This is a genomic window from Thiobacter subterraneus (genome assembly GCF_055379455.1).
In genome coordinates this window covers 2445568-2467156 of sequence record NZ_AP042402.1, presented here as the reverse complement: position 1 = coordinate 2467156, position 21589 = coordinate 2445568, and the positions used below count along the sequence as shown (strand labels likewise).

Genomic DNA, 21589 nt, shown 5'->3' with positions numbered 1-21589 from the left:
GCCATGATGAAGCACTATCTCCCCTTTTTCGGTATCCTGATGCTGTTAGCCTGTCCCACCTGGGCCATGCAGGCCGTCGGTCCCGCCCCGACGCCCGCAGCAGGGTCGGCGCCCACCAATCCCCGCTCACTCCCTTCCGGGGATTTGGCCCACTTGCGCGGGATCGTCGGCACGACCGACAGCAACAGCGGTTTGGTCCGTCTCCAGAGTGGCGCGACTTTTCGCGTGGTGGCCCGCACGAAGGTTTTCGCCGACGGACGGCAGAGCTCCCGCTACGAGTTGCGGCCGGGCCTCGTTGTCAGCGCGGACGTCGATCTGAAAACGGGGGAAGCGAAAAATGTCTGGCTGGAAAAATAAAGGATTTACCCTGATCGAACTGATGATCGTCGTCGCGATCATCGGCATTCTGGCGGCCATTGCCTATCCGTCCTACGTTCAGTACTTGCAAAAGTCCCGCCGCGCGGAGGCCAGGGCTGCGCTCTCGGGGGCGGTCCAGGCTCTGGAACGTTATTACACCGAGCGCAACACTTACGCGACTGCCACGCTGGGGAGCGGAGGCATCTTTCCCGACAGGTCCGAACACGGGTTCTACACCCTGACCTTGGTCACCCCCACGGCAACCTCGTACCGGCTAACGGCCACCCCGGTGGGGCCCCAGGCTGGCGATGCCTGTGGAAGTTTTCAGATCGACGAACAAGGCGTCAAATCCGTCTCGGGCGGCACTCTCTCTGTGGCCGATTGCTGGTAGGACCGGCCCTTCCCCAGGGGCACGGGAGCCGGGGGCGAATGTGTCCCTTCCCTGTCTGGCCGCTTGCCCGCGTCTTCCCGATGGGACGCTGTTGCAGGCCCAAGCCGCAGCTGTCTATCCCGCCAGCGCCCTGGGCAGGGGGAAGTGCACCACTTCGGGGGGGGACTCGAGCTCGCACACCCGTGCGCCGCGCGCCTGCAGCCAGGCCACGACTTCCTGCACCAGCGTCTCCGGCGCCGAGGCGCCGGCGGTCACGCCGATGCGGGTTCTGCCTACGAACCAGGCGGGGTCGAGGTCGGCGGCACCGTCCACCAGGTAGGCGGGGGTGCCCAGGTTCTCCGCCACTTCCCGCAGGCGGTTGGAGTTGGAGCTGTTTTTCGAGCCCACCACGATCACCAGGTCGCACTCGCGCGCAAGGCGTTTGACGGCATCCTGGCGGTTTTGCGTGGCGTAGCAGATGTCGTCCTTCCTGGGTCCCTGGATGCGGGGGAAGCGTGCCCGCAGGGCTTCGATCACCTTCGCGGCATCGTCCACGGACAGGGTGGTCTGGGTGACGAAGGCGAGGTTGTCCGGGTCCTTCACCTCCAGCCGCGCCACGTCCTCGGGGCTTTCCACCAGATACATGCCACCGTCGGCCTGCCCCATGGTGCCTTCCACCTCGGGGTGGCCCTGGTGGCCGATCATGATGATCTCCCTGCCTGCTGCGTGCATGCGCGCCACTTCCACGTGGACCTTGGTCACCAGCGGGCAGGTGGCATCGAACACGCGCAGCCCCCGCGCTTCCGCCTCCTCGCGCACGGCGCGCGAAACACCATGGGCGCTGAAGATCACGGTGGCGCCGGCGGGCACCTCGGACAGTTCGTCCACGAACACCGCCCCGCGCGCCCTGAGGCTCTCCACCACGAAGCGGTTGTGCACCACCTCGTGGCGGACGTAGATGGGCGCGCCGAAACGGTCCAGCGCCCGTTCCACGATCTCGATGGCCCGGTCCACGCCGGCGCAGAAGCCCCGCGGGTTGGCCAGAATCACTTGCATATTCGCCCCGAATGTTTTAAATACGCAGTTTTCAATAATAACAAGCTTTTACGGCATCCGCCGGACTGTCGAAAAAGTATAGGAGGAGACCGCCATGGCCACGGGCATCGTCAAATGGTTCAACAACAGCAAGGGCTACGGTTTCATCCAGCCCGAGCAGGGGGAGGACCTGTTCGTCCACTACTCGTCCATCCTGATGGAGGGCTACCGCACGCTCCGTGGCGGGCAGCGGGTCACCTTCGACATCTCCCACGGCGAGAAGGGCGCCCACGCCATCAACGTGGTGCCGGCTCCGGATTCTCCGGCGGCCTGATCTCCAGCACCTGCACCTCGAACTGAACGGGGCAGTCGCACAGGGGGTGGTTGAAGTCCACCACGGCGTGGGTTGCGTCCCGTTCCAGCACCGTACCCAATAACCGGCTGCCATTGGGCAGGGCAAACTCGATCAACGCCCGCGGCGTCACCGCCATGTCCGGCGGAAAGGTGGAGAGAGGCAGGCGGTGCACCCGCGCCGGGTCGCAGGCCCCAAAGGCCTGCGCCGGCTCCAGCAGGAACACGTGGGTATCACCCGGCGCGAGGCCGATCAGGCAGCGTTCCAGATTCTCCGCGAGCGCCCCCGCACCCAGGGTGACCAAGGCCGGTTCCTCGTCGAAGGTGCTCTCCACCACCTGGCCCCCCGCCGTCAGGCGGTAGTGCAGGGCGATGGTGTCCCCCAGGCTCACGCGCTTCATTTCCCACGCGCGCCGCGGCGCAGGCTGTCCCACACCAGGAGCACCGCCCCACCCGTGATGGCCATGTCGGCGACGTTGAAGGCTGGCCAGTGCCAGCCCGCGGCATGGAAATCCAGGAAATCCACCACGTAGCCCAGGCGCACCCGGTCGATGAGATTGCCCAGGGCGCCGCCCAGGATGCCGGCGAGGGCGAGGCAGAAGCGGGATTCCTGGCGGTGCCGGTGCAGGAGCCAGACGATCACCGTGGTCGCCACCAGGGCGACGCCAATGAAGAACAGCCGCTGCCAGCCGCCGGCCTGGGCCAGCAGGCTGAAGGCCGCGCCGGTGTTGTGGGCCAGCACCAGGTTGAAGAAGGGGGTCACGGCACGCTGCTCCCCCAGCAGGAAGTGACTGCTCACCCAGGCCTTGCTCCCCTGGTCCAGCAGGATGATGAGAAGGGCCAGACCGTACCAGCGCAGCAGTCGCGCCTCAGGCATGACGGCGCAGCTCCCCGCCACCGAACAGGTTGGCCAGACAGCGGCCGCACAGGGTGGGATGGCTCGGGTCGCTGCCCACGTCGGCCCGCCAGTGCCAGCAGCGCTCGCATTTGGGATGGGGGCTGGGGGTGACCTCGATGCGTTCCAGGGCGGCATCCGGCACCTCGATCACCTCGGCGCGGGAGGTGATGAGCACGAAGCGCAGATCGTCCTCCAGTTCGCGCAGCACCGCGTATTTGGCGCCGCTGGCGTGGATCGTCACCTCGGCCTGGAGGGAGGAACCGATGCCGCCTGCCGCGCGGACCTCCTCCAGCCGCTTCTGCACCGCGGCCTTCACCTCGCGGATGGCCTGCCACTTGGCCCGCAGGGCCGCGGCATCCCTGGGCAGGGGATGGCGGTACCAGGTGTGCAAAAAGACACTGTCGTCCTCGCGTCCCGTGAGCACCGCCCAGACTTCCTCGCCGGTGAAGGAAAGCACCGGTGCCAGCAGCCGCGTGAGGGTGTGGGTGATGTGGTAGAGCGCGTTCTGGGCGGAACGGCGCGCGCGGGAGTTCTGGCCGCTGGTGTAAAGCCGGTCCTTGAGGATGTCCAGGTAGAAGCCGCCCAGATCCTCGGAACAGAAGGTCTGCAGCTTCTGCACCACATGGTGGAATTCGAACTCGTCGTAGTGCCGTTCCAGCTCCGCCTGCAGGTCGCCGGTCATCACCCAGGCATAGCGGTCCAGGTCGAACCACTCGTCCACCGGCAAACCGTCGCGCGCGATGTCGAAGTCCGCCAGGTTGGCCAGCAGGAAGCGCAGGGTGTTGCGCAGGCGGCGGTAGGCTTCCACCACCCGCTTGAGAATCTCGTCCGAGATGGAGAGCTCACCGGAATAGTCAGTGGCCGCCACCCACAGTCGCAGGATGTCCGCACCCAGGGTGTCGATCACCTTTTGGGGCGCGACCACGTTGCCGCGGGATTTGCTCATTTTGTGCCCCTGGCCGTCCACCACAAAGCCGTGGGTGAGCAGGGCTCGGAAAGGCGCGTGACCGTCGGTGGCGCAGCCGGTGAGGAGGGAGGACTGGAACCAGCCCCGGTGCTGGTCCGAGCCTTCCAGGTAGAGATCCGCGGGATGGGCTAGCTCCGGCCGCCGCTTGAGCACGCAGGCGTGGGTCACACCGGAGTCGAACCACACATCGAGGGTATCCGTGACCTTGTGGTAATGGGCCGCCTCCTCGCCCAGGAGCTCCCGGGGATCGAGGCTGAACCAGGCCTCGATGCCGGCCTGCTCCACGCGGCGTGCAGCCTCCTCGATCAGCTCCCGGGTGCGGGGATGCAGTTCGCCGGTCTGCCGGTGCACGAACAGAGGCAGCGGCACCCCCCAGTTGCGCTGGCGCGACACGCACCAGTCGGGCCGGTTGCGGATCATGGCTTCCAGCCGCGGACGGCCCCAGGCGGGGAAAAAGCGGGTGTGCGCCACCTCCGCCAGCGCACGGTGGCGCAGGGTCTGGCCGCCCTGCCCCGCCCGGTCCATGCCAATGAACCACTGGCGCGTGGCGCGGAAGATGATGGGCGTCTTGTGGCGCCAGCAATGGGGATAGCTGTGCTTCAGGCTCTGCTGGCACAGGAGCAGCCCGGCGGCTGAGAGGGTTTCGGTCACCGTCTGGTTGGCCGCCCACACGGACTGGCCGCCCACGAGCGGCGTGTCGGCAAGGAAGCGCCCATCGTCGCCCACGGGATTGTCCACCGGCAGGCCGTAGCGCAGGCCCACCAGGTAGTCCTCCAGACCATGGCCGGGCGCGGTGTGCACCAGGCCCGTGCCCGCTTCCAGGGTCACGTGCTCGCCCAGGATCATGGGCACTTCGCGCCCATAGAAGGGATGGCGGAACAGCACGCCCTCCAGCGCCACGCCCTTCACGCTGGCCAGCACCTCCCAAGTCGCGATGCCGTAACGTGCCATGCAGGCTTCCACCAGATCGCGGGCGATGAGCAGCACGCCTTTTGGCGTCTGCACCAGGTCATAGTAGAGATCCGGATGGGCACTGATGGCCTGATTGGCCGGGAGGGTCCAGGGCGTGGTGGTCCAGATCACGGCGTAGGTGGCTTCCGGCAGGGTGGCGAGGCCCACACGCCCGGCCAGGGCCGCGGGATCCTTCACCGGAAACGCCACGTCGATGGCGGGCGAGGTCTTGTCCTCGTATTCCACTTCCGCCTCGGCCAGGGCGGAAGCGCAGTCCACGCACCAGTGCACCGGCTTGAGGCCCTGGTAGAGGTAGCCGTTCTCCAGCACCTGGCCCAGCACACGCATGATGTCCGCCTCGAAGCGGTAATCCATGGTGAGATAGGGATGGTCCCAGTCTCCCAGCACGCCGAGGCGGATGAAATCCTTCTTCTGGCGTTCGATCTGGCTCGCGGCGTAGGCCCGGCACAGTTCCCGGAAGCGCGCCGGGTCGATGTCCTTGCCGTGTTCCTTTTCCACCTGCAGCTCGATGGGCAGGCCATGGCAGTCCCAGCCCGGAACATAAGGCGCATCGAAGCCGGCCAGGGTCTTGCTCTTGACGATGATGTCCTTGAGCACCTTGTTCACCGCATGGCCGATGTGGATGTCGCCGTTGGCGTAAGGCGGTCCATCGTGCAGGATGAACCGGGGGCGGCCCTTCGCCGCTTCGCGGATACGCTGATAGAGGCGGTGCTGTTGCCAGCGGGCCAGCATGGCGGGTTCGCGCCGGGCCAGGTCGCCCCGCATGGGGAAGGGTGTGTCCGGGAGATTCAGCGTGTGCTTGTAATCGGCCATAGAGGATCCAGACGCAAAAGACGCAAAGAGCGCCGGGGGTAAGCGGTCCTATCCCTGCGCACTTTGCGTCCTTGCGAGAAAAAAACGCTTTGCCTCCGCCACGTCGCGCTCGATCTGGGCGATGAGGGCTTCCAGCGTGGGGTATTTCGCCTCGTCGCGCAGCTTGTGCAGAAAATTCACCCGCACGTGGGCGCCGTAGATGCGTTCGTGGAAATCGAAGACATGAACCTCGAGGGTGGGCGCACCATTGTCCTTGACCGTGGGCCGCACGCCCAGGCTGGCCACGCCGGGCAGGCAGGCCCCGTCGAGACCGCACAATTCTACCGCAAAGATGCCGGTCAACGGCGGCCGGTTGTGCTTCATCTGGATGTTGGCGGTGGGGAAACCCAGCGCCTTGCCCAGCTTGTCGCCATGCACCACACGGCCGCTGATGCTGTAGGGCCGTCCCAGGAGTTTCGCTGCCCATTCCATGTCGCCCGCGGCCAGCGCCTCACGCACCGCCGTGGACGACACGCGCGTGCCGTCCACCCGCACGCTGGGCAGGGTTTCCGCCTCGAAACCGTAACGCTGTCCCGCGGCGCGCAGCAATGGAAAGTCGCCGGCCCGGCGCGCGCCGAAGCGGAAATCGTCGCCCACCAGCACCCATTTCGCGTGCACCGTCTCGTGCAGGATGCGGGCGATGAACTCCTCGGCGGTCAGGGCGGCAAAGCGCGGACCAAACCGGCACAGATAGACCAGGTCCACCCCCAGTGCCTGCATCAGTTCCAGTTTCTCGCGCAGGCTGGTGAGCCGCGCGGGCGCCTGATCCGGCGTGAAGAATTCCCGCGGATGGGGTTCGAAGGTCATCACCGCGGCGGGCAATCCGCGCTGCGCCGCGGCTTCCTTCAGACGCGCCAGCATGGCCTGGTGGCCGCGGTGCACGCCGTCGAAATTGCCGATGGTGAGCGCCACGCCTGCGTCCGCGCGGCAAGCACGCTCGGTCAGTTTCAGCACATTCAGCATAAGCACCCGATTCTAGCCGCGAGCCGCCGCCGCGGTCTATTCGGCGGCGCGCCGCACGAAGTCCTTGAGCCGCATGCCCAGGGCGAACAGCACTCCGAAATAGGCTCCGGCGCCGGCCGCCACCAGCAGCCCAAGATGCGCCGCCCGCCGCCAGGCCGGGGCGGCGAGCCAGTCCGCCGCCGGTCCCGTGAGCCCGGCCAGCACCGCCCCCATGACGGCCAGGGCCAACAGCACCCGCGCAAGGAAGGCACCCCAGCCCGGCTGGGGCCGGTAGATTTGCGCCCGCCGCAGATGGTGGTACAGCAGTCCCGCGTTGATGCAGGCGCCCAGGCCGATGGCCAGGGCCAGTCCGGCGTGTTTGAGGGGGCCGATGAAGGCCAGGTTCATGGCCTGGGTGGCAAGCAGGGTGAACACGGCGATTTTTACCGGCGTCCGGATGTTCTGGCGGGCGTAGAAGCCGGGTGCCAGCACCTTGACCATGATCAGGCCGAGCAGCCCCAGGCTGTAGGCCACCAGGGCCTCGCGCGTCATCCACACGTCGTGGGCGGAAAACTCGCCGTAATGGAACAGAGTGGTGATCAGGGGCACGGCAAGGAGCGCCAGGGCCAGCGTCGCGGGCAGGGCGAGCAAAAGGGTGAGCCGCAAGCCCCAGTCCAGGAGCTTGGCGTATTCCTCATGGGAGGCGGTGGCGTGGTGGCGCGACAGGCTGGGCAGCAGGATGGTCCCCAGGGCCACCCCCAACATGCCGGTGGGGAATTCCATCAGCCGGTCGGCGTAGTAAAGCCAGGAAACGCTGCCGGTCGCCAGGAACGAGGCAAAGATGGTGTTGATGAGCAGGGACAGCTGGGCAATGGACACACCGAACACCGCCGGGCCCATGAGCCTGAGGATGCGCCACACCCCCTCGTCCCGGAAATCCAGCCGGGGCCGCGGCAAAAGCTTGAGCCGTGCCAGGTGGGGCAGCTGGAAAGCAAGCTGGAGCACCCCGCCCAGGAACACCCCCCAGGCAAGGGCCAGCACCGGCGGATCCAGATGGGGAGCGAGCCACAGGGCCCCCGCGATCATGGCCAGGTTGAGCAGGACCGGCGTGAAGGCGGGCACCGAAAAACGGCTGTAGGTGTTGAGAATGCCCCCCGCCAGCGCCACCAGGGAAATGAACAGGATGTAGGGAAAGGTAATGCGCAGCATGGCCACGGTGAGGGCGAACTTGTCCGGTTCGTCCCTGAAGCCGGGTGCGCTCACGTACACCACCCAGGGCGCGGCCAGCACGCCCAGCAGGGTGACGACGAACAGCGCCAGCAGGAGCATGCCGGCCACGTGATCCACCAGCAGCCGCGTCTGCTCCGGGGTGCGCGTGGCGCGGTATTCCCCCAGGATGGGCACGAAGGCCTGGGAAAAGGCCCCTTCCGCGAACAGCCGCCGCAGCAGGTTGGGAATCCGGAAGGCCACGAAAAAGGCGTCCGTCATCGCGCCGGCGCCGAAGGCACGCGCGATGACGGCATCGCGCACGAAGCCCAGGATGCGCGACAGCAGGGTCATGGAACCCACGGCGGCCAGGGCTTTGAGCAGATTCATGGACGGGCGGCAGAAAAAGCCTGTATGGTAGCCCCTTTGCCCCGCCGCGGCGAGGCGCAAGCCCCTGGCGGCATTGCAAATCGTGCCGGGCTCCCGTAGAATTGCCGCCTTTTCCAGTTCGCATCTTCAGGAGTTCACATGGCCAACTCAGCACAAGCCCGCAAGCGCGCGCGCCAGTCGGAGAAAGCCCGCATGCACAATGCGAGCCTGCGCTCGAGCCTGCGCACCGCCATCAAGAAGGTCCGCAAGGCCATTGCCGCCGGCGACAAGGCTGCCGCCCAGGAAGTCTTCCGGGAGGCCCAGCGCGTGATCGACCGTATCGCCGACAAGAAGATCGTGCACAAGAACAAGGCCGCCCGCGACAAAAGCCGCCTGTCCGCCGCCATCAAGGCCATGGCCTGAACCAGCCCATCACGCAAAAAAGCCGACGCAAGCGTCGGCTTTTTTGTGCCCGGAGGCAGCCTGCGGCTGCCGTGTCCCGCTTCAGTCGCCCGCAGCCACTTCGGCGCCGCGGGTGGTCACCCACACCGCCCCGTCGATCACGGTGAGGTCGTTGTCCCGCGCAAAACCCACGAGAAACTCATAGGCACGGGGGTCCACGTCCTTGAGGGCGCGCGACACCACGACGCAGCCCACCCCCTCCAGGGTGACCGGCCGCACGTAGGGGGAATAACTCACCCGGTTGTCGTCCCCGAAGGCGGCCAGCGCACCGGCCAGACGTTCTGCCCAGTCACTCGGCCGGAACCTGCGTCCGGACGTGGTGACACCCTTGATGATGAGATCGTTCGTTGAGATTTTCATAATATTCGGATTCTATCACATTTGGTTGGCCGGCCAGCAAAAATTTTCATGGAGTCAAAGGAAAATTTCGGTTCGGGCCGGCGTTCCTTGAGGGCCTTCCGGCCCGTGAGCCCGTCACGCCCCGCCGTTTCATTGCATGAGACCGCACTTTCCTGAAAAATATCCGAGGGAATTGCTTAGTTTTTCCCGACCATCCCAACATCCGAGGAGGAACGAACAATGAAAAACCCGCTGGACTCCCTGTGGGGCACGGTCATTTCCGGGCTCGTGCTGACCCTGGTGCTCTACGTCATCGTCAAAAACTTTCTCATGTAAGGGAGGAGACCCCATGGAACTCGTACTCGCCCGCTGGATCCATATCCTGGCCGGAGTCATGTGGATCGGCCTGCTCTACTATTTCAACTTCGTCCAGGTCGCCGCCCTCAAGGCCGCCACCGAGGACGGCACCGCCGCCGGCATCACCAAACACGTGGCGCCGCGTGCCCTGCTGTTCTTCCGCTGGGCCGCGGTGGTCACCTGGCTGGCCGGCGCGGCGCTGTTGGGCCAGCATTTCGTGCCGGCGTTCACCCTGCAGCCGGGTTTTGCCGGAATCGGCCTGGGGGCCTGGCTCGGCACCATCATGCTGTTCAACGTCTGGGTGCTGATCTGGCCCAACCAGAAGAAGATCCTGGGTCTGGCCCCGGCCAGCGACGAGGAGAAGGCCAGGGCCCGTCGCGTGGCCTTCCTGGCCTCCCGCTTCAACACCATGCTGTCCATGCCCATGCTGTTCTTCATGGCCTACGGCTGGCAGCACAGCGGCGTGGTTTTCGGCTAAACTAGGCCTTTCCGCGGACACGCACGGCGGCTCTGGCCGCCGTGTGCTTTTTGGTGGATCGAAAATGTCGCACCTCATGAACACCTACGCCCGCCTGCCCGTCGCCTTCGAACGGGGCGAAGGCGTCTGGCTGTGGGACACCACCGGCAAGCGCTATCTGGATGCCGTGGCGGGCGTGGCGGTCAATACCCTGGGCCATGCCCATCCCAAGCTCGCCGCCACGCTGTGCGAGCAGGCGCAGAAACTCATCCACACCTCCAACCTCTACCAGGTGCCCCTGCAGGAGGCGCTGGCCACCCGGCTGTGCGAGCTTTCGGGCATGGACCGCGCCTTCTTCTGCAACTCCGGCGCGGAGGCCAACGAGGCGGCCATCAAGCTGGCGCGCCTCTACGGCCACCAGAAGGGCATCGACCTGCCCACCATCCTGGTCATGGAGAAAAGCTTCCACGGCCGCACCCTGGCCACCCTCACCGCCAGCGGCAGCCGCAAGGTCCAGGCCGGCTTCGAGCCCCTGGTCACGGGTTTCGCGCGCGTGCCCTACAACGACGTGGAAGCGGCGCGCCATGCGGTGGACCACAATCCCAACATCGTCGCCATTCTGGTGGAGCCGGTGCAGGGTGAGGGCGGCATCAACATTCCCAGCCCGGACTATCTCACCGGACTGCGCCAGCTCTGCGACGAGAAGGGTCTGCTGCTCATGCTGGACGAGGTGCAAAGCGGCATCGCCCGCACCGGCACCTGGTTTGCCCACCAGCACGCGGGCATCAAACCCGACGTGATGGCACTGGCCAAGGGCCTGGGCGGCGGGGTGCCCATCGGCGCCTGCCTCGCCCGGGGACCGGCAGCGGAGGTATTCAAGCCGGGCAACCACGGTTCCACCTTCGGCGGCAATCCCCTGGCCTGCGCGGCGGGCTTGACGGTGCTGCGCGTCATCGAGGAGGAGAAGCTGCTGGAGAACGTGGTGCGCGTGGGCAGCTACCTGCGTGACGGGCTGGCGGCCGGGCTCAAGGACCTGCCGGGAGTGGTGCAGGTGCGCGGCCACGGCCTGATGGTGGGCATCGAGCTGGACCGGCCGTGCGGCGAGATCGTCACGCGCGCCCTGGAGCAGGGGCTGCTGGTCAACGTCACCTCGGACCGCATCGTGCGCCTGGTGCCGCCCCTGATCCTGCGCGAAGCCGAGGCGCAACATCTCATCGACGGCCTGGTGCCCGTGATCCGCGCGTTTCCGGGCACAGCCACCACGGCCTGAGGAGGCGCCATGCCACAACAGCAGCCGATCAAGCATTTTCTGCAGTTCAAGGATTTCACCCGCGAGGAGTTCGAATACCTGTTCCAGCGCACGCGCTGGATCAAGGAACAGTTCAAGGCCTACAAGACCTATCACCCGCTGCACGACCGCACCCTGGTGATGATCTTCGAGAAGGCGAGCACGCGCACACGCCTGTCCTTCGAGGCCGGCATGCACCAGCTGGGCGGTGCCGCCATCTACCTCAACACGCGCGACTCCCAGCTGGGCCGCGGCGAGCCAGTGGAGGACGCGGCACAGGTGATCTCCCGCATGTCGGACATCGTCATGATCCGCACCTTCGAGCAGGAGATCATCGAGCGCTTCGCGCGCCATTCCCGGGTGCCCGTGATCAACGGCCTCACCAATGAATACCATCCCTGCCAGATCCTGGCCGACATCTACACCTATATCGAGCACCGCGGTCCCATCCAGGGCAAAACGGTGGCCTGGATCGGCGATTCCAACAATGTGTGCAACACCTGGCTGCAGGCGGCCGAGGTGTTCGATTTCAACGTCCACGTCTCCACCCCGCCCGGCTACGAAGTGGAGCCGGAGCGCGCCGGCCTGTACGGGACCGACCACTACGAGCAGTTCGCCGATCCCATGGAGGCCGCCCGGGGCGCCGATCTGGTGACCACCGACGTGTGGACCAGCATGGGCTTCGAGGCGGAGGACGAGGAACGGCGCCGCGCCTTCGCCGACTGGCAGGTGGACGCGGACATGATGCGCGTGGCCAAGCCCGATGCCCTGTTCATGCACTGCCTGCCCGCCCACCGGGGCGAAGAAGTGGCGGCGGAGGTCATCGACGGCCCGCAAAGCGTGGTGTGGGATGAGGCCGAAAACCGCCTGCACACCCAGAAGGCGCTTTTGGAATACCTCCTCCTCGGCCGCATCGAGACCCCGAAATGAACATCGTCTATTTCCGCGACATGGATGCCCTCTACATCGAGCTCAAACCCCGCGAGGCGGAAACCGCCTGGGAACCGGCACCCGGCATCACCATTAACTATGCCGCCAACGGCGAACCCGTGGGCATCCAGATCGACCAGGCCAGCGAGCGCGTGAACCTGGATTATCTCAACGTCGGCAACTTCCCCGGCCAGGTGGACGTGCTGACCAAACAGAATCCCACCCACTGAGGCTATGCCATGAGCAGCATCCGAAAAGTCGTTCTTGCCTACTCCGGCGGCCTGGACACCTCGGTGATCCTGAAATGGCTGCAGGACCGCTATCAATGCGAGGTCGTCACCTTCACCGCCGACATCGGTCAGGGGGAGGAGCTGGAGCCCGCACGGGAAAAGGCCCGGAAACTGGGCGTGAAGGAAATCTTCATCGACGATCTGCGCGAGGAATTCGTGCGCGACTTCGTGTTTCCCATGTTTCGGGCCAACACGGTCTATGAGGGCGAATATCTGCTGGGAACCTCCATCGCCCGTCCGCTGATCGCCAAGCGCCTGATCGAGATCGCCGCCCTCACCGGCGCCGATGCCATCGCCCACGGCGCCACCGGCAAGGGCAACGACCAGGTGCGCTTCGAGCTGGGCGCCTACGCCCTCAACCCGGACATCAAGATCATCGCGCCCTGGCGTGAATGGGATCTCAACTCGCGCGAGAAGCTCCTGGCCTACGCGGAGCAGCACGGCATCCCCGTGGAGATGAAACACAAGGCCGGCGGCTCGCCCTACTCCATGGACGCCAACCTGCTGCACATCTCCTACGAGGGCCGGCACCTGGAAAACCCCGCCGCCGAACCGGAAGAGGACATGTGGCGCTGGACGGTCTCGCCGGAAAAGGCCCCCGACCAGCCGGAATACGTGGAAATCGAATTCGAACAGGGCGATCCGGTGGCCGTCAACGGCCAGCGCCTGTCGCCGGCCGCACTGCTGGCGGAGCTCAACCGCCTGGGCGGCAAACACGGCATCGGCCGCCTGGACCTGGTGGAGAACCGCTACGTGGGTATGAAATCCCGGGGCTGCTACGAAACGCCGGGCGGCACCATCCTGCTCAAGGCACACCGGGCCATCGAGTCCATCACCCTGGACCGGGAAGTGGCCCATCTCAAGGACGACCTGATGCCGCGCTACGCCAGCCTGATCTACAACGGCTACTGGTGGTCGCCGGAGCGCAAGGCGCTGCAGACCCTGATCGACCACACCCAGGAACGCGTCAACGGCTGGGTGCGCCTGAAGCTGTACAAGGGCAGCGCCATGGTCGTCGGCCGGGATTCCCCCACCGACTCCCTGTTCGATCCCGCCATCGCCACCTTCGAGGACGATCAGGGCGCCTACAACCAGGCGGACGCCAGCGGCTTCATCCGCCTCAATGCGCTGCGCATGCGTATCGCGGCCAAGCGCAAACAACGCTGAGGATCAGCCATGTCCCGGTTCGACAACGTTTCCGTGGTCAAGAAGGCCAACATCTACTTCGACGGCAAGTGCGTCTCCCACACGGTGCTGTTTCCGGATGGCACGCGCAAGACCTGTGGCGTGATTTTTCCCAGCACCCTCACCTTCACCACCGGCGCGCCGGAGCGCATGGAAATCAACGCCGGTGTGTGCCGGGTGCGCCTCGCCGGCGAGGACGAGTGGAAAACCTATCGTGCCGGGGAGTCGTTCGAGGTGCCCGGCAACAGCCAGTTCGACATCGAGACCCTGGAGACACTGGATTACGTCTGTCACTTCGGATAGAGGATCGCTGCCTGACAGGAGACAATCATGACCACGCTCGCGGTTGTCAAAAAGAAAGGCCAGATCGCCATTGCGGCGGATACCCTCACCAAGTGGGGCACCACCAAGGAATCCGCGACCTACATCGCCAACCACGACAAGATCATTCGCGTCGGCGACAGCTACATCGCCATCACCGGCACCACCACCTTCAACCTCATCCTGCGTGACTACTTCGCGGGCCTGGACGCGCCGCCCCGTCTCGATTCCGTGCAGGCCATCTTCCGCACCTGGCAGGAACTCCATGCGGCCATGAAGGAACGCTACTTCCTCAACCCCACGGAGGACAAGGAAGACGATCTGGAAAGCTCGCGCATCCATGTGCTCATCGCCAATCCCCACGGTATCTTCGGTGTCGGCGCCCATCGCACGGTGCAGGAGTTTTCCCGCTTCTACGCCTACGGCGCGGGCAGCGAATACGCCATGGGCGCGCTCTGGGCGTCCTACGACAATCCCAAGCTGGATGCCCACGCCCTGGCGCGGCTTGCCATCGAGTGCGCCATCGAGTTCGACGACAGCACGGGGGCGCCCATCACCAGTCACGTGCTCAAAGAGGCACGCCGCTGATCCAGGAGGAGCCATGCCTTCCTTCGACATCGTTTCGGAAGTCAACAAGCAGGAAGTCCGCAATGCCGTGGACCAGACCAACAAGGAAGTCGCCAACCGCTTCGACTTCAAGGGTTCGGATGCCCGCGTCGAGCAGGCCGACTACGTGCTGACCGTCTATGCCGATGACGAATTCAAGCTGGACCAGGTGCAGGACATCCTGAATGCCAAGCTGATCAAGCGCGGCATCGACATCAAATGCCTGGAGCTGGGCAAGCCCGAGAAAATCAGCGGCAACAAGGTCAAGCGCACGGTCACGGTGAGAACCGGCATCGAAACCGAGCTCGCCAAGAAGATCGTCAAGCTCATCAAGGACAGCAAGCTCAAGGTGCAGGCCAGCATCCAGGGCGACACGGTGCGCGTGTCCGGCCCCAAGAAGGACACGCTGCAGGAAACCATCGCCCTGGTGCGCCGCTCCATCACCGATTTTCCGCTGCAGTTCACCAACTTCCGCGACTGAAGGAGGCATCATGGCCCGCGTGCTGGTACCGCTTGCCGAAGGTTTCGAGGAACTGGAGGCCGTCACCATCATCGATCTGCTGCGCCGCGCCGGCGTGGAGGTAGTCACCGCGGGGTTTCAGCCCGGCCCGGTGAAGGCCAGCCGCGGCACCGTGCTCGTGCCGGACACCACCCTCGACCAGGCCCTCGGGGAGGACTACGACATGGTGGTGCTGCCCGGCGGCATGCCCGGCGCGAAACACCTCAACGAGGATGCCCGCGTGAAGGCTCTGCTGCGGCGCATGGCCGATGCCGGCAAGTTCACGGGCGCCATTTGCGCCGCGCCCATGGTACTGGCGGAAGCGGGACTGCTGCGCGGCCGCCGGGCCACGAGCTACCCGGGCTTCGTGGACAGGATGGGGCTGCCGGACGTGACCTACGTGAACGAGCCGGTGGTGCAGGACGGCAAGGTCATCACCTCGCGCGGACCGGGCACCGCCATGGACTTCGCCCTGACCCTGATCGAAGTGCTGGCCGGGCCGGCGAAACGCCAGGAAGTGGAAGCCGCCCTGCTGCGCCCCGCGCATTGAGAGCGGGCAGAGCGTGCCGCGCCAGGGCTGCCCTCAGGGGGTGAGCCCGGCGATCCAGCGACTGTAGAGGCGCTCGGCGATGGCGTTGAGCTGGGCGATACGCTCGTCCAGATCCGCGCGGATCGCCTCCGGCGTCTGCACCGCCGGCCCGCCCGCTGCGGCGATCTCCCCAGCCCCCACCGTGCACCAGGTTTCCACCATTTCCCGCGTCATTTCCACGTGACATTGCATGCCGAGGTGGGGACCCAGCACGTAGGCCTGGTTGGCGCAAAAGGGGGATTCCAGGATGCGGGTCGCCCCCTCGGGCAGGGTGAAAGTCTCGCCGTGCCAGTGGAAGGCCAGAAAACGCCGGGGCGCATCGCCGAACCACCGACGCGCCTCGGGATTGTCGAGAACCCGAACCTCGCCCCAACCGATTTCCTTCACCGGGTTCGGTCCTACGCTGGCACCCAGGGCCCGGGCCATGAGCTGGCCGCCCAGGCAATGGCCCAACACCGGCACGCCCCGCTCCACTGCCTGGCGAATGAGGCGCAGCACGGGGACAATCCAGGGCAGGTCATCGTTGACGCTCATGGGCCCGCCCATGAACACGAGGCCCGAAAAGGCCGAGACCTCCCCGGGGACGGGCGCGCCCGCGTCGATGGGAATCAGCCTCATGGGCAGGCCCCGCGCCGAAAGAAAGCTGGCAAAATAGCCCGGGCCCTCGGTGGGCGCATGACGGAACACTGCAACCGGTTTCACGGGAGACCTTTCATGGGAACGCAGGCAAGCCGCCATTTTACGCTGTCGATCCTGACCTGGCTGCTGGCGGCCAGTGCGCCGGCGTGGGCCACGGACATCGAAGTCACGGGACTGTTCGCCAACAAGGCCATGGTCTCCATCAATGGCGGCCCGCCGCGGGTGATGAGTGCGGGCCAGACCTCGCCCGAGGGCGTGAAACTCATCAGTGCCGATTCCGGCGGTGCCGTGTTCGAGGTGGAGGGTCAGCGCAGGAAGGTGGGCATGGGCCAGCGCATCGCCACCAGCTTCGCCGGGGGCGGCAAACCCACGGTGAAGCTCGTCGCGGACAGCGGCGGCCATTTCTCCACCATGGGTTCCATCAACGGCCGGCCCATCCGTTTCCTGGTGGACACCGGCGCCACCATGGTGTCCTTCAGCAGCAACACCGCGCGCCAGTTCGGCATCGATCTCGCGCGCGCGCCCCAGGGCATGGTCTCCACCGCCGGCGGCATGGTGCGGGCGTGGAAGGTCACCCTGGACAACGTGAAGGTCGGCGCCATTTCCCTCAATTTCGTCGAGGCCACGGTGGTGGACAATCTCCCGGACGGCTTCGCCCTCCTGGGCAACAGCTTCCTGTCGCGGGTGCAGATGAACCGCGAAGGCAACGTGCTGACCCTGACGCAGACTTACTGAAGGCAGCGCCCGTGGCCCGTGCCACGCCTCACCGGGGAGCCCCATTCCCATGAGTCTCGAAGCGGTGCTCCGGTGGGAGGATGGGCAGGCCACACACCGCGACCGGCTGATCCTGCCGGAATGGGCATTGGCCAGCGGCGCCGCGCTGATCCAGGCGCGCGCGGCCATGGCATCCCTGCCGCAGGTCACACTCGACCCGCAGCCCTGGATCATGCCGCTGGGACTGCCGCCCCACACCCTCCCGCGCGGGGAGTTTCGCCTGGGGGTCGCGCCCCTCGCGGGGCGCCATTACCCCCGCCTGGCCTTCCACGGCCTGGCGGAAGGCCGGCGGGACTTGCGCCCCTGCCGGCTGCTGGCGTGTGACGAGACGGCTCTCGTGGTGGACCTCAACCATCCCCTGGCAGGACGGGCCGTGCAGCTCATCCTGCAGGGAAGCGACCGGGAAGCGGCTGCCTCACGCTTTCCGGAACTCTTCACCGGCCCCGGCATGCAGGCGCCTCCTGTCCAGCCCGCCGCCTGTTACTTTCCCGAGGGCGCCCTGGACCGCGAGGACGCAGGGCCGGATGCGGTCTTCTACGGCCGGCCGCGGCTGGTGCATCATCTCGACGCCGCCTGCCGGGGCGCGCTGGCGCAGCTGTACGCCCGGTTTCTCGAACCGGGCGCACGCGTGCTGGACCTCATGTCCAGCTGGGAGAGCCACCTGCCCGAAAGCCCGGCCGACCTCGATGTCACCGGGCTGGGCATGAACGCTGCCGAGCTGGCAGCCAATCCCAGGCTTATCCAGCGGGTGGTGCACGACCTCAACCGGGTGCCGCAGTTGCCCTTCGCCAACGCCCGCTTCGACCTCGTCCTTTGCACAGCCTCCGTGGAATACCTGACCCATCCGGCTGCGGTGTTCGCCGAGGTGCGACGCGTGCTCAGGCCCGGCGGCCGGTTCGTGGTGACCTTTTCCGACCGCTGGTTCCCGACCAAGGCGATCCGGGTGTGGAGCGAGCTGCATCCCTTCGAGCGCCTGGGCCTGGTCCGGTGGCTGCTGGAGCAGGCCGGCTTCGCCGGGCTCCATACCGAGACCCTGCGGGGCCTGCGTCGCCCGGTGGACGACCCCTACAGCGGCCAGCGTGACTTCAGCGACCCCCTGTTCGCGGCCTGGGGCAGCGCCTGACTGCAATGGCAGGCCGTTCCGTTCCGGGCCGAGGCGGCTGGCGCGAACCTGCGCCCCTTTGGCAAGAGAATGCGAGAGGGCGAAACAGCCTCTGGCGCCCATCGGCAGGCACCCAATCGTCTGTCGCGGCTGAAGCCGCTCCCACAAGGTGTGGGAAGCGACGTCCCCCGCCGGCGGGCGGAGCAGGGGCCCCGCCCTGGCGGGGATGCGACCCCGCCGGCGGGAGCTTCGAGTCACGCAGCGAGCCGCCTGGTCTTGTCCCGTTCGATCAGGGCACACGCCGAGTGATTGTGAATGGAGGAGAAGTCCCCCGCCGGCGGGCGGAGCAGGGGCCCCGCCCTGGCGGGGATGCGACCCCGCCGGCGGGAGCTTCGAGTCACGCAGCAAGCCGCTTGGTCTTGTCCCGTTCGATCAGGGCATAGGCCGGGTGATTGGGAATGGAGGAGAAGTCCCCCCGCCGGGGGGCGGAGCAGGGGCCCCGCGAAGCGGGGATGCGACCCCGCCGGCGGGGGCTTCGAGTCACGCAGCGAGCCGCTTGGTCTTGTCCCGTTCGATCAGCGCGTAGGCCGAGTGATTGGGAATGGAGGAGAAGTCCCCCCGCCGGCGGGCGGAGCAGGGGCCCCGCGAAGCGGGGATGCGACCCCGCCGGCGGGGGCTTCGAGTCACGCAGCGAGCCGCTTGGTCTTGTCCCGTTCGATCAGCGCGTAGGCCGAGTGATTGTGAATGGACTCGAAGTTCTCCGCCTCCACCACGTAGGCATCGATGCGCGGATCGCGGTTGAGGGCGGCGGCCACGTCGCGCACGATGTCCTCCACGAACTTGGGATTGTCGTAGGCCCGTTCCGTGACCCATTTCTCGTCCGGCCGCTTGAGCAGGCCGAAAAGTTCGCAGGACGCCTGCTCCTCCGCCACACGGATCAGATCTTCGATCCAAACGAAAGTGTTGGCGCGTGCGGTGATGGTGACGTGGGAGCGCTGATTGTGGGCGCCGTAGTCGGAAATCTTCTTGGAACAGGGGCACAGGCTGGTGACGGGCACCACCACCTTCATGGTCTGGCGGAACACGCCCTTTTCGATGGCGCCGATGAAGGTGACCTCGTAGTCCATGAGGCTCTGCACGCCGGACACGGGCGCGGTCTTGTTGACGAAATAGGGGAAGGTCATTTCGATGTAGCCGGATTCCGCCTCCAGGCGCGTGACCATCTCCCGCAGCATGTGCTCGAAGTTCTCCACGGAGATTTCCCGCTCGTAGCCGTTGAGGATCTCCAGGAAGCGGGACATGTGGGTGCCCTTGAAGTGGTGGGGCAGATAGACGTACATGTTGAACACGGCCACGGTGTGCTGCACGCCGGCGCTCTTGTCGGCCACCCGGATGGGATGGCGCACGGACTTGACGCCCACCTTGTCGATGGCGATCTGGCGGGTGTCGGCCGAGGACTGGACGTCGGCCATGGGCAGGGTTTCGCACTGGTTCATGGGGGAATCCTTCTGCTGATGGGCGGACCCGGGCAGCGCCCGGACGAGCTCACGAGTTGACAGTATAAGCGAGCTCAATACCCGAGTAAATAGCTCGGGTATGATTTTTCACGGCGGCCACGACCCCGGCGGCATCCAGTCCCAACTCGGCCAGCAGCCCCGCCGGATCCCCATGCTCCACGAACCGGTCGGGCAGCCCCAGCTGCAGGACCCGCTTCACAATTCCCTGTTTCTGAAGGGATTCCAGGACCGCGCTGCCGGCCCCACCCTGGATCACGTTCTCCTCCAGGGTGACCAGCAGGTCATGGGACTGCGCCACCTCCCGCACCAGGTCGTCGTCCAGGGGCTTCACGAAGCGCATGTTGACCACGGTGGCGTCGAGTTCCGCCCCCGCGGCCAGGGCCGGCGCCAGCATGCTGCCGAAGGCGAGCAGGGCGATTTTCCTGCCCTCCCGCCGGACTTCCCCCCTGCCCACCGGCAAAGCCTGCATCTGCCGTCGCTCCGGCACCCCCACCCCCGCACCGCGGGGATAGCGCACCGCCGTGGGACCGTCCAGGGTATAGGCGGTGTAGAGCATCTGCCGGCATTCGTCCTCGTCGGAGGGCGCGAGGATGGTCAGGTTGGGGATGCAGCGCAGGAAGGACAGGTCGAAGGCGCCGGCATGGGTGGGGCCGTCCGCCCCCACCAGTCCCGCGCGGTCGATGGCCAGCATCACGGGCAGGTTCTGCAGGGCGATGTCATGGATGAGCTGGTCGTAGGCGCGCTGCAGGAAGGTGGAATAGATGGCCACCACCGGCTTCAGGCCCTCGCACGCGAGTCCCGCCGCGAACGTGAGGGCATGCTGTTCGGCGATGCCCACGTCGTGGAAGCGTTCCGGGAAGCGTTCGGAGAAGGCCACCATGCCGGACCCCTCGCGCATGGCCGGGGTGATGGCCACCAGGCGCGGATCCTGTTCCGCCATGTCGCACAGCCAGTCGCCGAACACCTGGGTGTAGGTGCGCGGGGCGGACGCCTTGCCCGCCACCCCCTGCCGCGGATTGAAGCGCGCCACACCGTGGTAGAGGCAGGGATCGTCCTCCGCCAGCTTGTAGCCCTGCCCCTTCCTCGTGACCACGTGCAGGAACTGGGGACCTTCCAGCCGCCGGATGTTGGACAGGGTGTCGATCAGCACGTCCAGATCGTGGCCGTCGATGGGCCCCACGTAGTTGAAGCCGAATTCCTCGAACAGGGTGCCGGGCGTGACCATGCCCTTGAAGTGCTCCTCGGCGCGCCGCGCGAATTCGCGGATGGGGGGCAGCGCCTTCAGCACCTCGCCGCCGCGGCGCCGCACCTCGGTATAGAAACGGCTGGAGAGCAGCCGCGCCAGATAGTTGGTGAGAGCGCCCACGTTGGGCGAGATGGACATCTCGTTGTCGTTGAGGATGACCAGGAGGTTGGCGTCGGACGCCCCCGCGTTGTTGAGTGCCTCGAAGGCCATGCCACCGGTGAGCGCCCCGTCGCCGATGATGGCCACGGTGCGGCGCTCCGAGCCGGCGCGCTTCGCCGCCACTGCCATGCCCAGCGCCGCGGAGATGGAGGTGCTGGAATGACCGGTGCCGAAGGTGTCGTAGGGGCTTTCCTCACGCTTGGGAAAGCCGGCGATGCCGCCCCGCTGACGCAGGGTGGCCATGGCCTCGCGCCGGCCGGTGAGGATCTTGTGGGCGTAGCTCTGGTGCCCCACGTCCCACACCAGGCGGTCTTCCGGCGTGTTGAACACGTAATGCAGGGCGATGGTGAGTTCCACCGCACCGAGATTGGAGGCGAGATGGCCGCCGGTGCGCGAGACGCTCTCCACCAGGAATTCGCGCAGCTCGGCGGCGAGCCGCGGCAGCTCCCGGCGCTCCAGCCGGCGCAGCTGGGCCGGATCGTCGATGCGCTTGAGCAGGGATTCCGGCAT

Annotated in this window: 25 protein-coding genes; 15 read left to right on the top strand and 10 right to left on the bottom strand. The window is 66.4% G+C overall.

Annotation, left to right across the window (positions count from 1 at the left end):
* The first annotated feature begins 3 nt into the window (after positions 1-3).
* Positions 4-357, top strand: a complete 354-nt coding sequence (locus tag ACZ42P_RS12145) for a hypothetical protein (protein ID WP_464897798.1) — start codon at positions 4-6, stop codon at positions 355-357.
* Positions 338-748: a type IV pilin protein gene (locus tag ACZ42P_RS12140; protein ID WP_464897797.1), complete on the top strand. Its 411-nt coding sequence runs from the start codon at positions 338-340 to the stop codon at positions 746-748. Before ACZ42P_RS12145 ends, ACZ42P_RS12140 begins: the two co-directional genes overlap by 20 nt.
* A 114-nt stretch (positions 749-862) precedes the next feature.
* Here the strand turns inward: ACZ42P_RS12140 and ispH are convergent, their stop codons facing one another.
* Positions 863-1783 carry a 4-hydroxy-3-methylbut-2-enyl diphosphate reductase gene (ispH, locus tag ACZ42P_RS12135; RefSeq protein ID WP_464897796.1) on the bottom strand — a complete coding sequence of 307 codons (921 nt, stop codon included), beginning with the start codon at positions 1781-1783 and terminating at the stop codon, positions 863-865.
* A gap of 94 nt (positions 1784-1877) precedes the next feature.
* On the opposite strand from ispH, the gene ACZ42P_RS12130 reads away from it, so the two are divergent.
* The gene (locus ACZ42P_RS12130) at positions 1878-2096 is read left to right on the top strand and encodes a cold-shock protein (protein ID WP_464897795.1); all 219 of its coding nucleotides are present in this window, start codon (positions 1878-1880) and stop codon (positions 2094-2096) included.
* On the opposite strand, the gene ACZ42P_RS12125 is transcribed toward ACZ42P_RS12130, so the two are convergent.
* From ACZ42P_RS12125 to murJ, 5 genes are read right to left on the bottom strand one after another with little or no spacing between them, the layout of a single operon-like run.
* Positions 2059-2514: an FKBP-type peptidyl-prolyl cis-trans isomerase gene (locus ACZ42P_RS12125; protein WP_464897794.1), complete on the bottom strand. Its 456-nt coding sequence runs from the start codon at positions 2512-2514 to the stop codon at positions 2059-2061. The two genes, ACZ42P_RS12130 and ACZ42P_RS12125, sit on opposite strands and share 38 nt — an antisense overlap.
* Positions 2511-2990 carry a signal peptidase II gene (lspA, locus tag ACZ42P_RS12120; protein ID WP_464897793.1) on the bottom strand — a complete coding sequence of 160 codons (480 nt, stop codon included), beginning with the start codon at positions 2988-2990 and terminating at the stop codon, positions 2511-2513. The genes ACZ42P_RS12125 and lspA overlap by 4 nt, the downstream gene beginning before the upstream one ends.
* On the bottom strand, positions 2983-5763 hold the full coding sequence (gene ileS / locus ACZ42P_RS12115) for an isoleucine--tRNA ligase (protein ID WP_464897792.1): 2781 nt from the start codon (positions 5761-5763) through the stop codon (positions 2983-2985). The genes lspA and ileS overlap by 8 nt, the downstream gene beginning before the upstream one ends.
* Positions 5764-5811: 48 nt before the next feature.
* On the bottom strand, positions 5812-6765 hold the full coding sequence (locus ACZ42P_RS12110) for a bifunctional riboflavin kinase/FAD synthetase (RefSeq protein WP_464897791.1): 954 nt from the start codon (positions 6763-6765) through the stop codon (positions 5812-5814).
* Between the two features lie 36 nt (positions 6766-6801).
* Positions 6802-8340 (bottom strand): murein biosynthesis integral membrane protein MurJ, encoded by a 1539-nt coding sequence (gene murJ / locus ACZ42P_RS12105; RefSeq protein ID WP_464897790.1) that lies wholly within the window; start codon positions 8338-8340, stop codon positions 6802-6804.
* Between the two features lie 138 nt (positions 8341-8478).
* Here murJ and rpsT point away from each other — a divergent pair, with 138 nt between their 5' ends.
* Complete coding sequence (gene rpsT / locus ACZ42P_RS12100) at positions 8479-8742, top strand: 30S ribosomal protein S20 (RefSeq protein WP_464897789.1); 264 nt, start codon at positions 8479-8481, stop codon at positions 8740-8742.
* Positions 8743-8823: 81 nt separating this feature from the next.
* On the opposite strand, the gene ACZ42P_RS12095 is transcribed toward rpsT, so the two are convergent.
* Positions 8824-9141 (bottom strand): DUF3579 domain-containing protein, encoded by a 318-nt coding sequence (locus tag ACZ42P_RS12095; RefSeq protein WP_464897788.1) that lies wholly within the window; start codon positions 9139-9141, stop codon positions 8824-8826.
* Between the two features lie 328 nt (positions 9142-9469).
* On the opposite strand from ACZ42P_RS12095, the gene ACZ42P_RS12090 reads away from it, so the two are divergent.
* The 9 genes from ACZ42P_RS12090 (at position 9470) to ACZ42P_RS12050 (ending at position 15603) form a co-directional block, all read left to right on the top strand.
* Entirely contained in the window at positions 9470-9955 is a 486-nt protein-coding gene (locus ACZ42P_RS12090) for a urate hydroxylase PuuD (RefSeq protein WP_464897787.1), read from the top strand.
* 64 nt (positions 9956-10019) lie between these two features.
* Positions 10020-11204, top strand: a complete 1185-nt coding sequence (locus ACZ42P_RS12085; protein WP_464897786.1) for an acetylornithine transaminase — start codon at positions 10020-10022, stop codon at positions 11202-11204.
* 9 nt (positions 11205-11213) lie between these two features.
* Entirely contained in the window at positions 11214-12152 is a 939-nt protein-coding gene (gene argF / locus ACZ42P_RS12080) for an ornithine carbamoyltransferase (protein WP_464897785.1), read from the top strand.
* Positions 12149-12382, top strand: coding sequence for a DUF2283 domain-containing protein (locus ACZ42P_RS12075; protein ID WP_464897784.1), 234 nt, complete (start codon positions 12149-12151; stop codon positions 12380-12382). Before argF ends, ACZ42P_RS12075 begins: the two co-directional genes overlap by 4 nt.
* A gap of 9 nt (positions 12383-12391) precedes the next feature.
* The gene (locus ACZ42P_RS12070; RefSeq protein ID WP_464897783.1) at positions 12392-13609 is read left to right on the top strand and encodes an argininosuccinate synthase; all 1218 of its coding nucleotides are present in this window, start codon (positions 12392-12394) and stop codon (positions 13607-13609) included.
* Between the two features lie 9 nt (positions 13610-13618).
* Entirely contained in the window at positions 13619-13930 is a 312-nt protein-coding gene (gene ppnP, locus ACZ42P_RS12065) for a pyrimidine/purine nucleoside phosphorylase (protein ID WP_464897782.1), read from the top strand.
* 27 nt (positions 13931-13957) lie between these two features.
* Complete coding sequence (locus tag ACZ42P_RS12060; RefSeq protein WP_464897781.1) at positions 13958-14536, top strand: MFS transporter; 579 nt, start codon at positions 13958-13960, stop codon at positions 14534-14536.
* A 13-nt stretch (positions 14537-14549) separates the two neighbouring features.
* The gene (locus ACZ42P_RS12055) at positions 14550-15035 is read left to right on the top strand and encodes a YajQ family cyclic di-GMP-binding protein (protein ID WP_464897780.1); all 486 of its coding nucleotides are present in this window, start codon (positions 14550-14552) and stop codon (positions 15033-15035) included.
* Between the two features lie 10 nt (positions 15036-15045).
* Positions 15046-15603 carry a DJ-1 family glyoxalase III gene (locus tag ACZ42P_RS12050; protein WP_464897779.1) on the top strand — a complete coding sequence of 186 codons (558 nt, stop codon included), beginning with the start codon at positions 15046-15048 and terminating at the stop codon, positions 15601-15603.
* A 33-nt stretch (positions 15604-15636) separates the two neighbouring features.
* On the opposite strand, the gene ACZ42P_RS12045 is transcribed toward ACZ42P_RS12050, so the two are convergent.
* A complete protein-coding gene (locus ACZ42P_RS12045) occupies positions 15637-16344 on the bottom strand; it encodes a type 1 glutamine amidotransferase (protein WP_464897778.1) in 708 nt (235 codons plus the stop codon).
* Positions 16345-16356: 12 nt separating this feature from the next.
* On the opposite strand from ACZ42P_RS12045, the gene ACZ42P_RS12040 reads away from it, so the two are divergent.
* Positions 16357-17016: a retropepsin-like aspartic protease family protein gene (locus tag ACZ42P_RS12040; protein WP_464897777.1), complete on the top strand. Its 660-nt coding sequence runs from the start codon at positions 16357-16359 to the stop codon at positions 17014-17016.
* Between the two features lie 49 nt (positions 17017-17065).
* Positions 17066-18178 (top strand): class I SAM-dependent methyltransferase, encoded by a 1113-nt coding sequence (locus tag ACZ42P_RS12035; protein ID WP_464897776.1) that lies wholly within the window; start codon positions 17066-17068, stop codon positions 18176-18178.
* A 662-nt stretch (positions 18179-18840) separates the two neighbouring features.
* Here the strand turns inward: ACZ42P_RS12035 and folE2 are convergent.
* Together folE2 and dxs are read right to left on the bottom strand one after the other, a co-directional pair.
* Positions 18841-19653, bottom strand: a complete 813-nt coding sequence (gene folE2, locus ACZ42P_RS12030; protein WP_464897775.1) for a GTP cyclohydrolase FolE2 — start codon at positions 19651-19653, stop codon at positions 18841-18843.
* A gap of 49 nt (positions 19654-19702) precedes the next feature.
* Positions 19703-21589: a 1-deoxy-D-xylulose-5-phosphate synthase gene (dxs, locus tag ACZ42P_RS12025; RefSeq protein WP_464897774.1), complete on the bottom strand. Its 1887-nt coding sequence runs from the start codon at positions 21587-21589 to the stop codon at positions 19703-19705.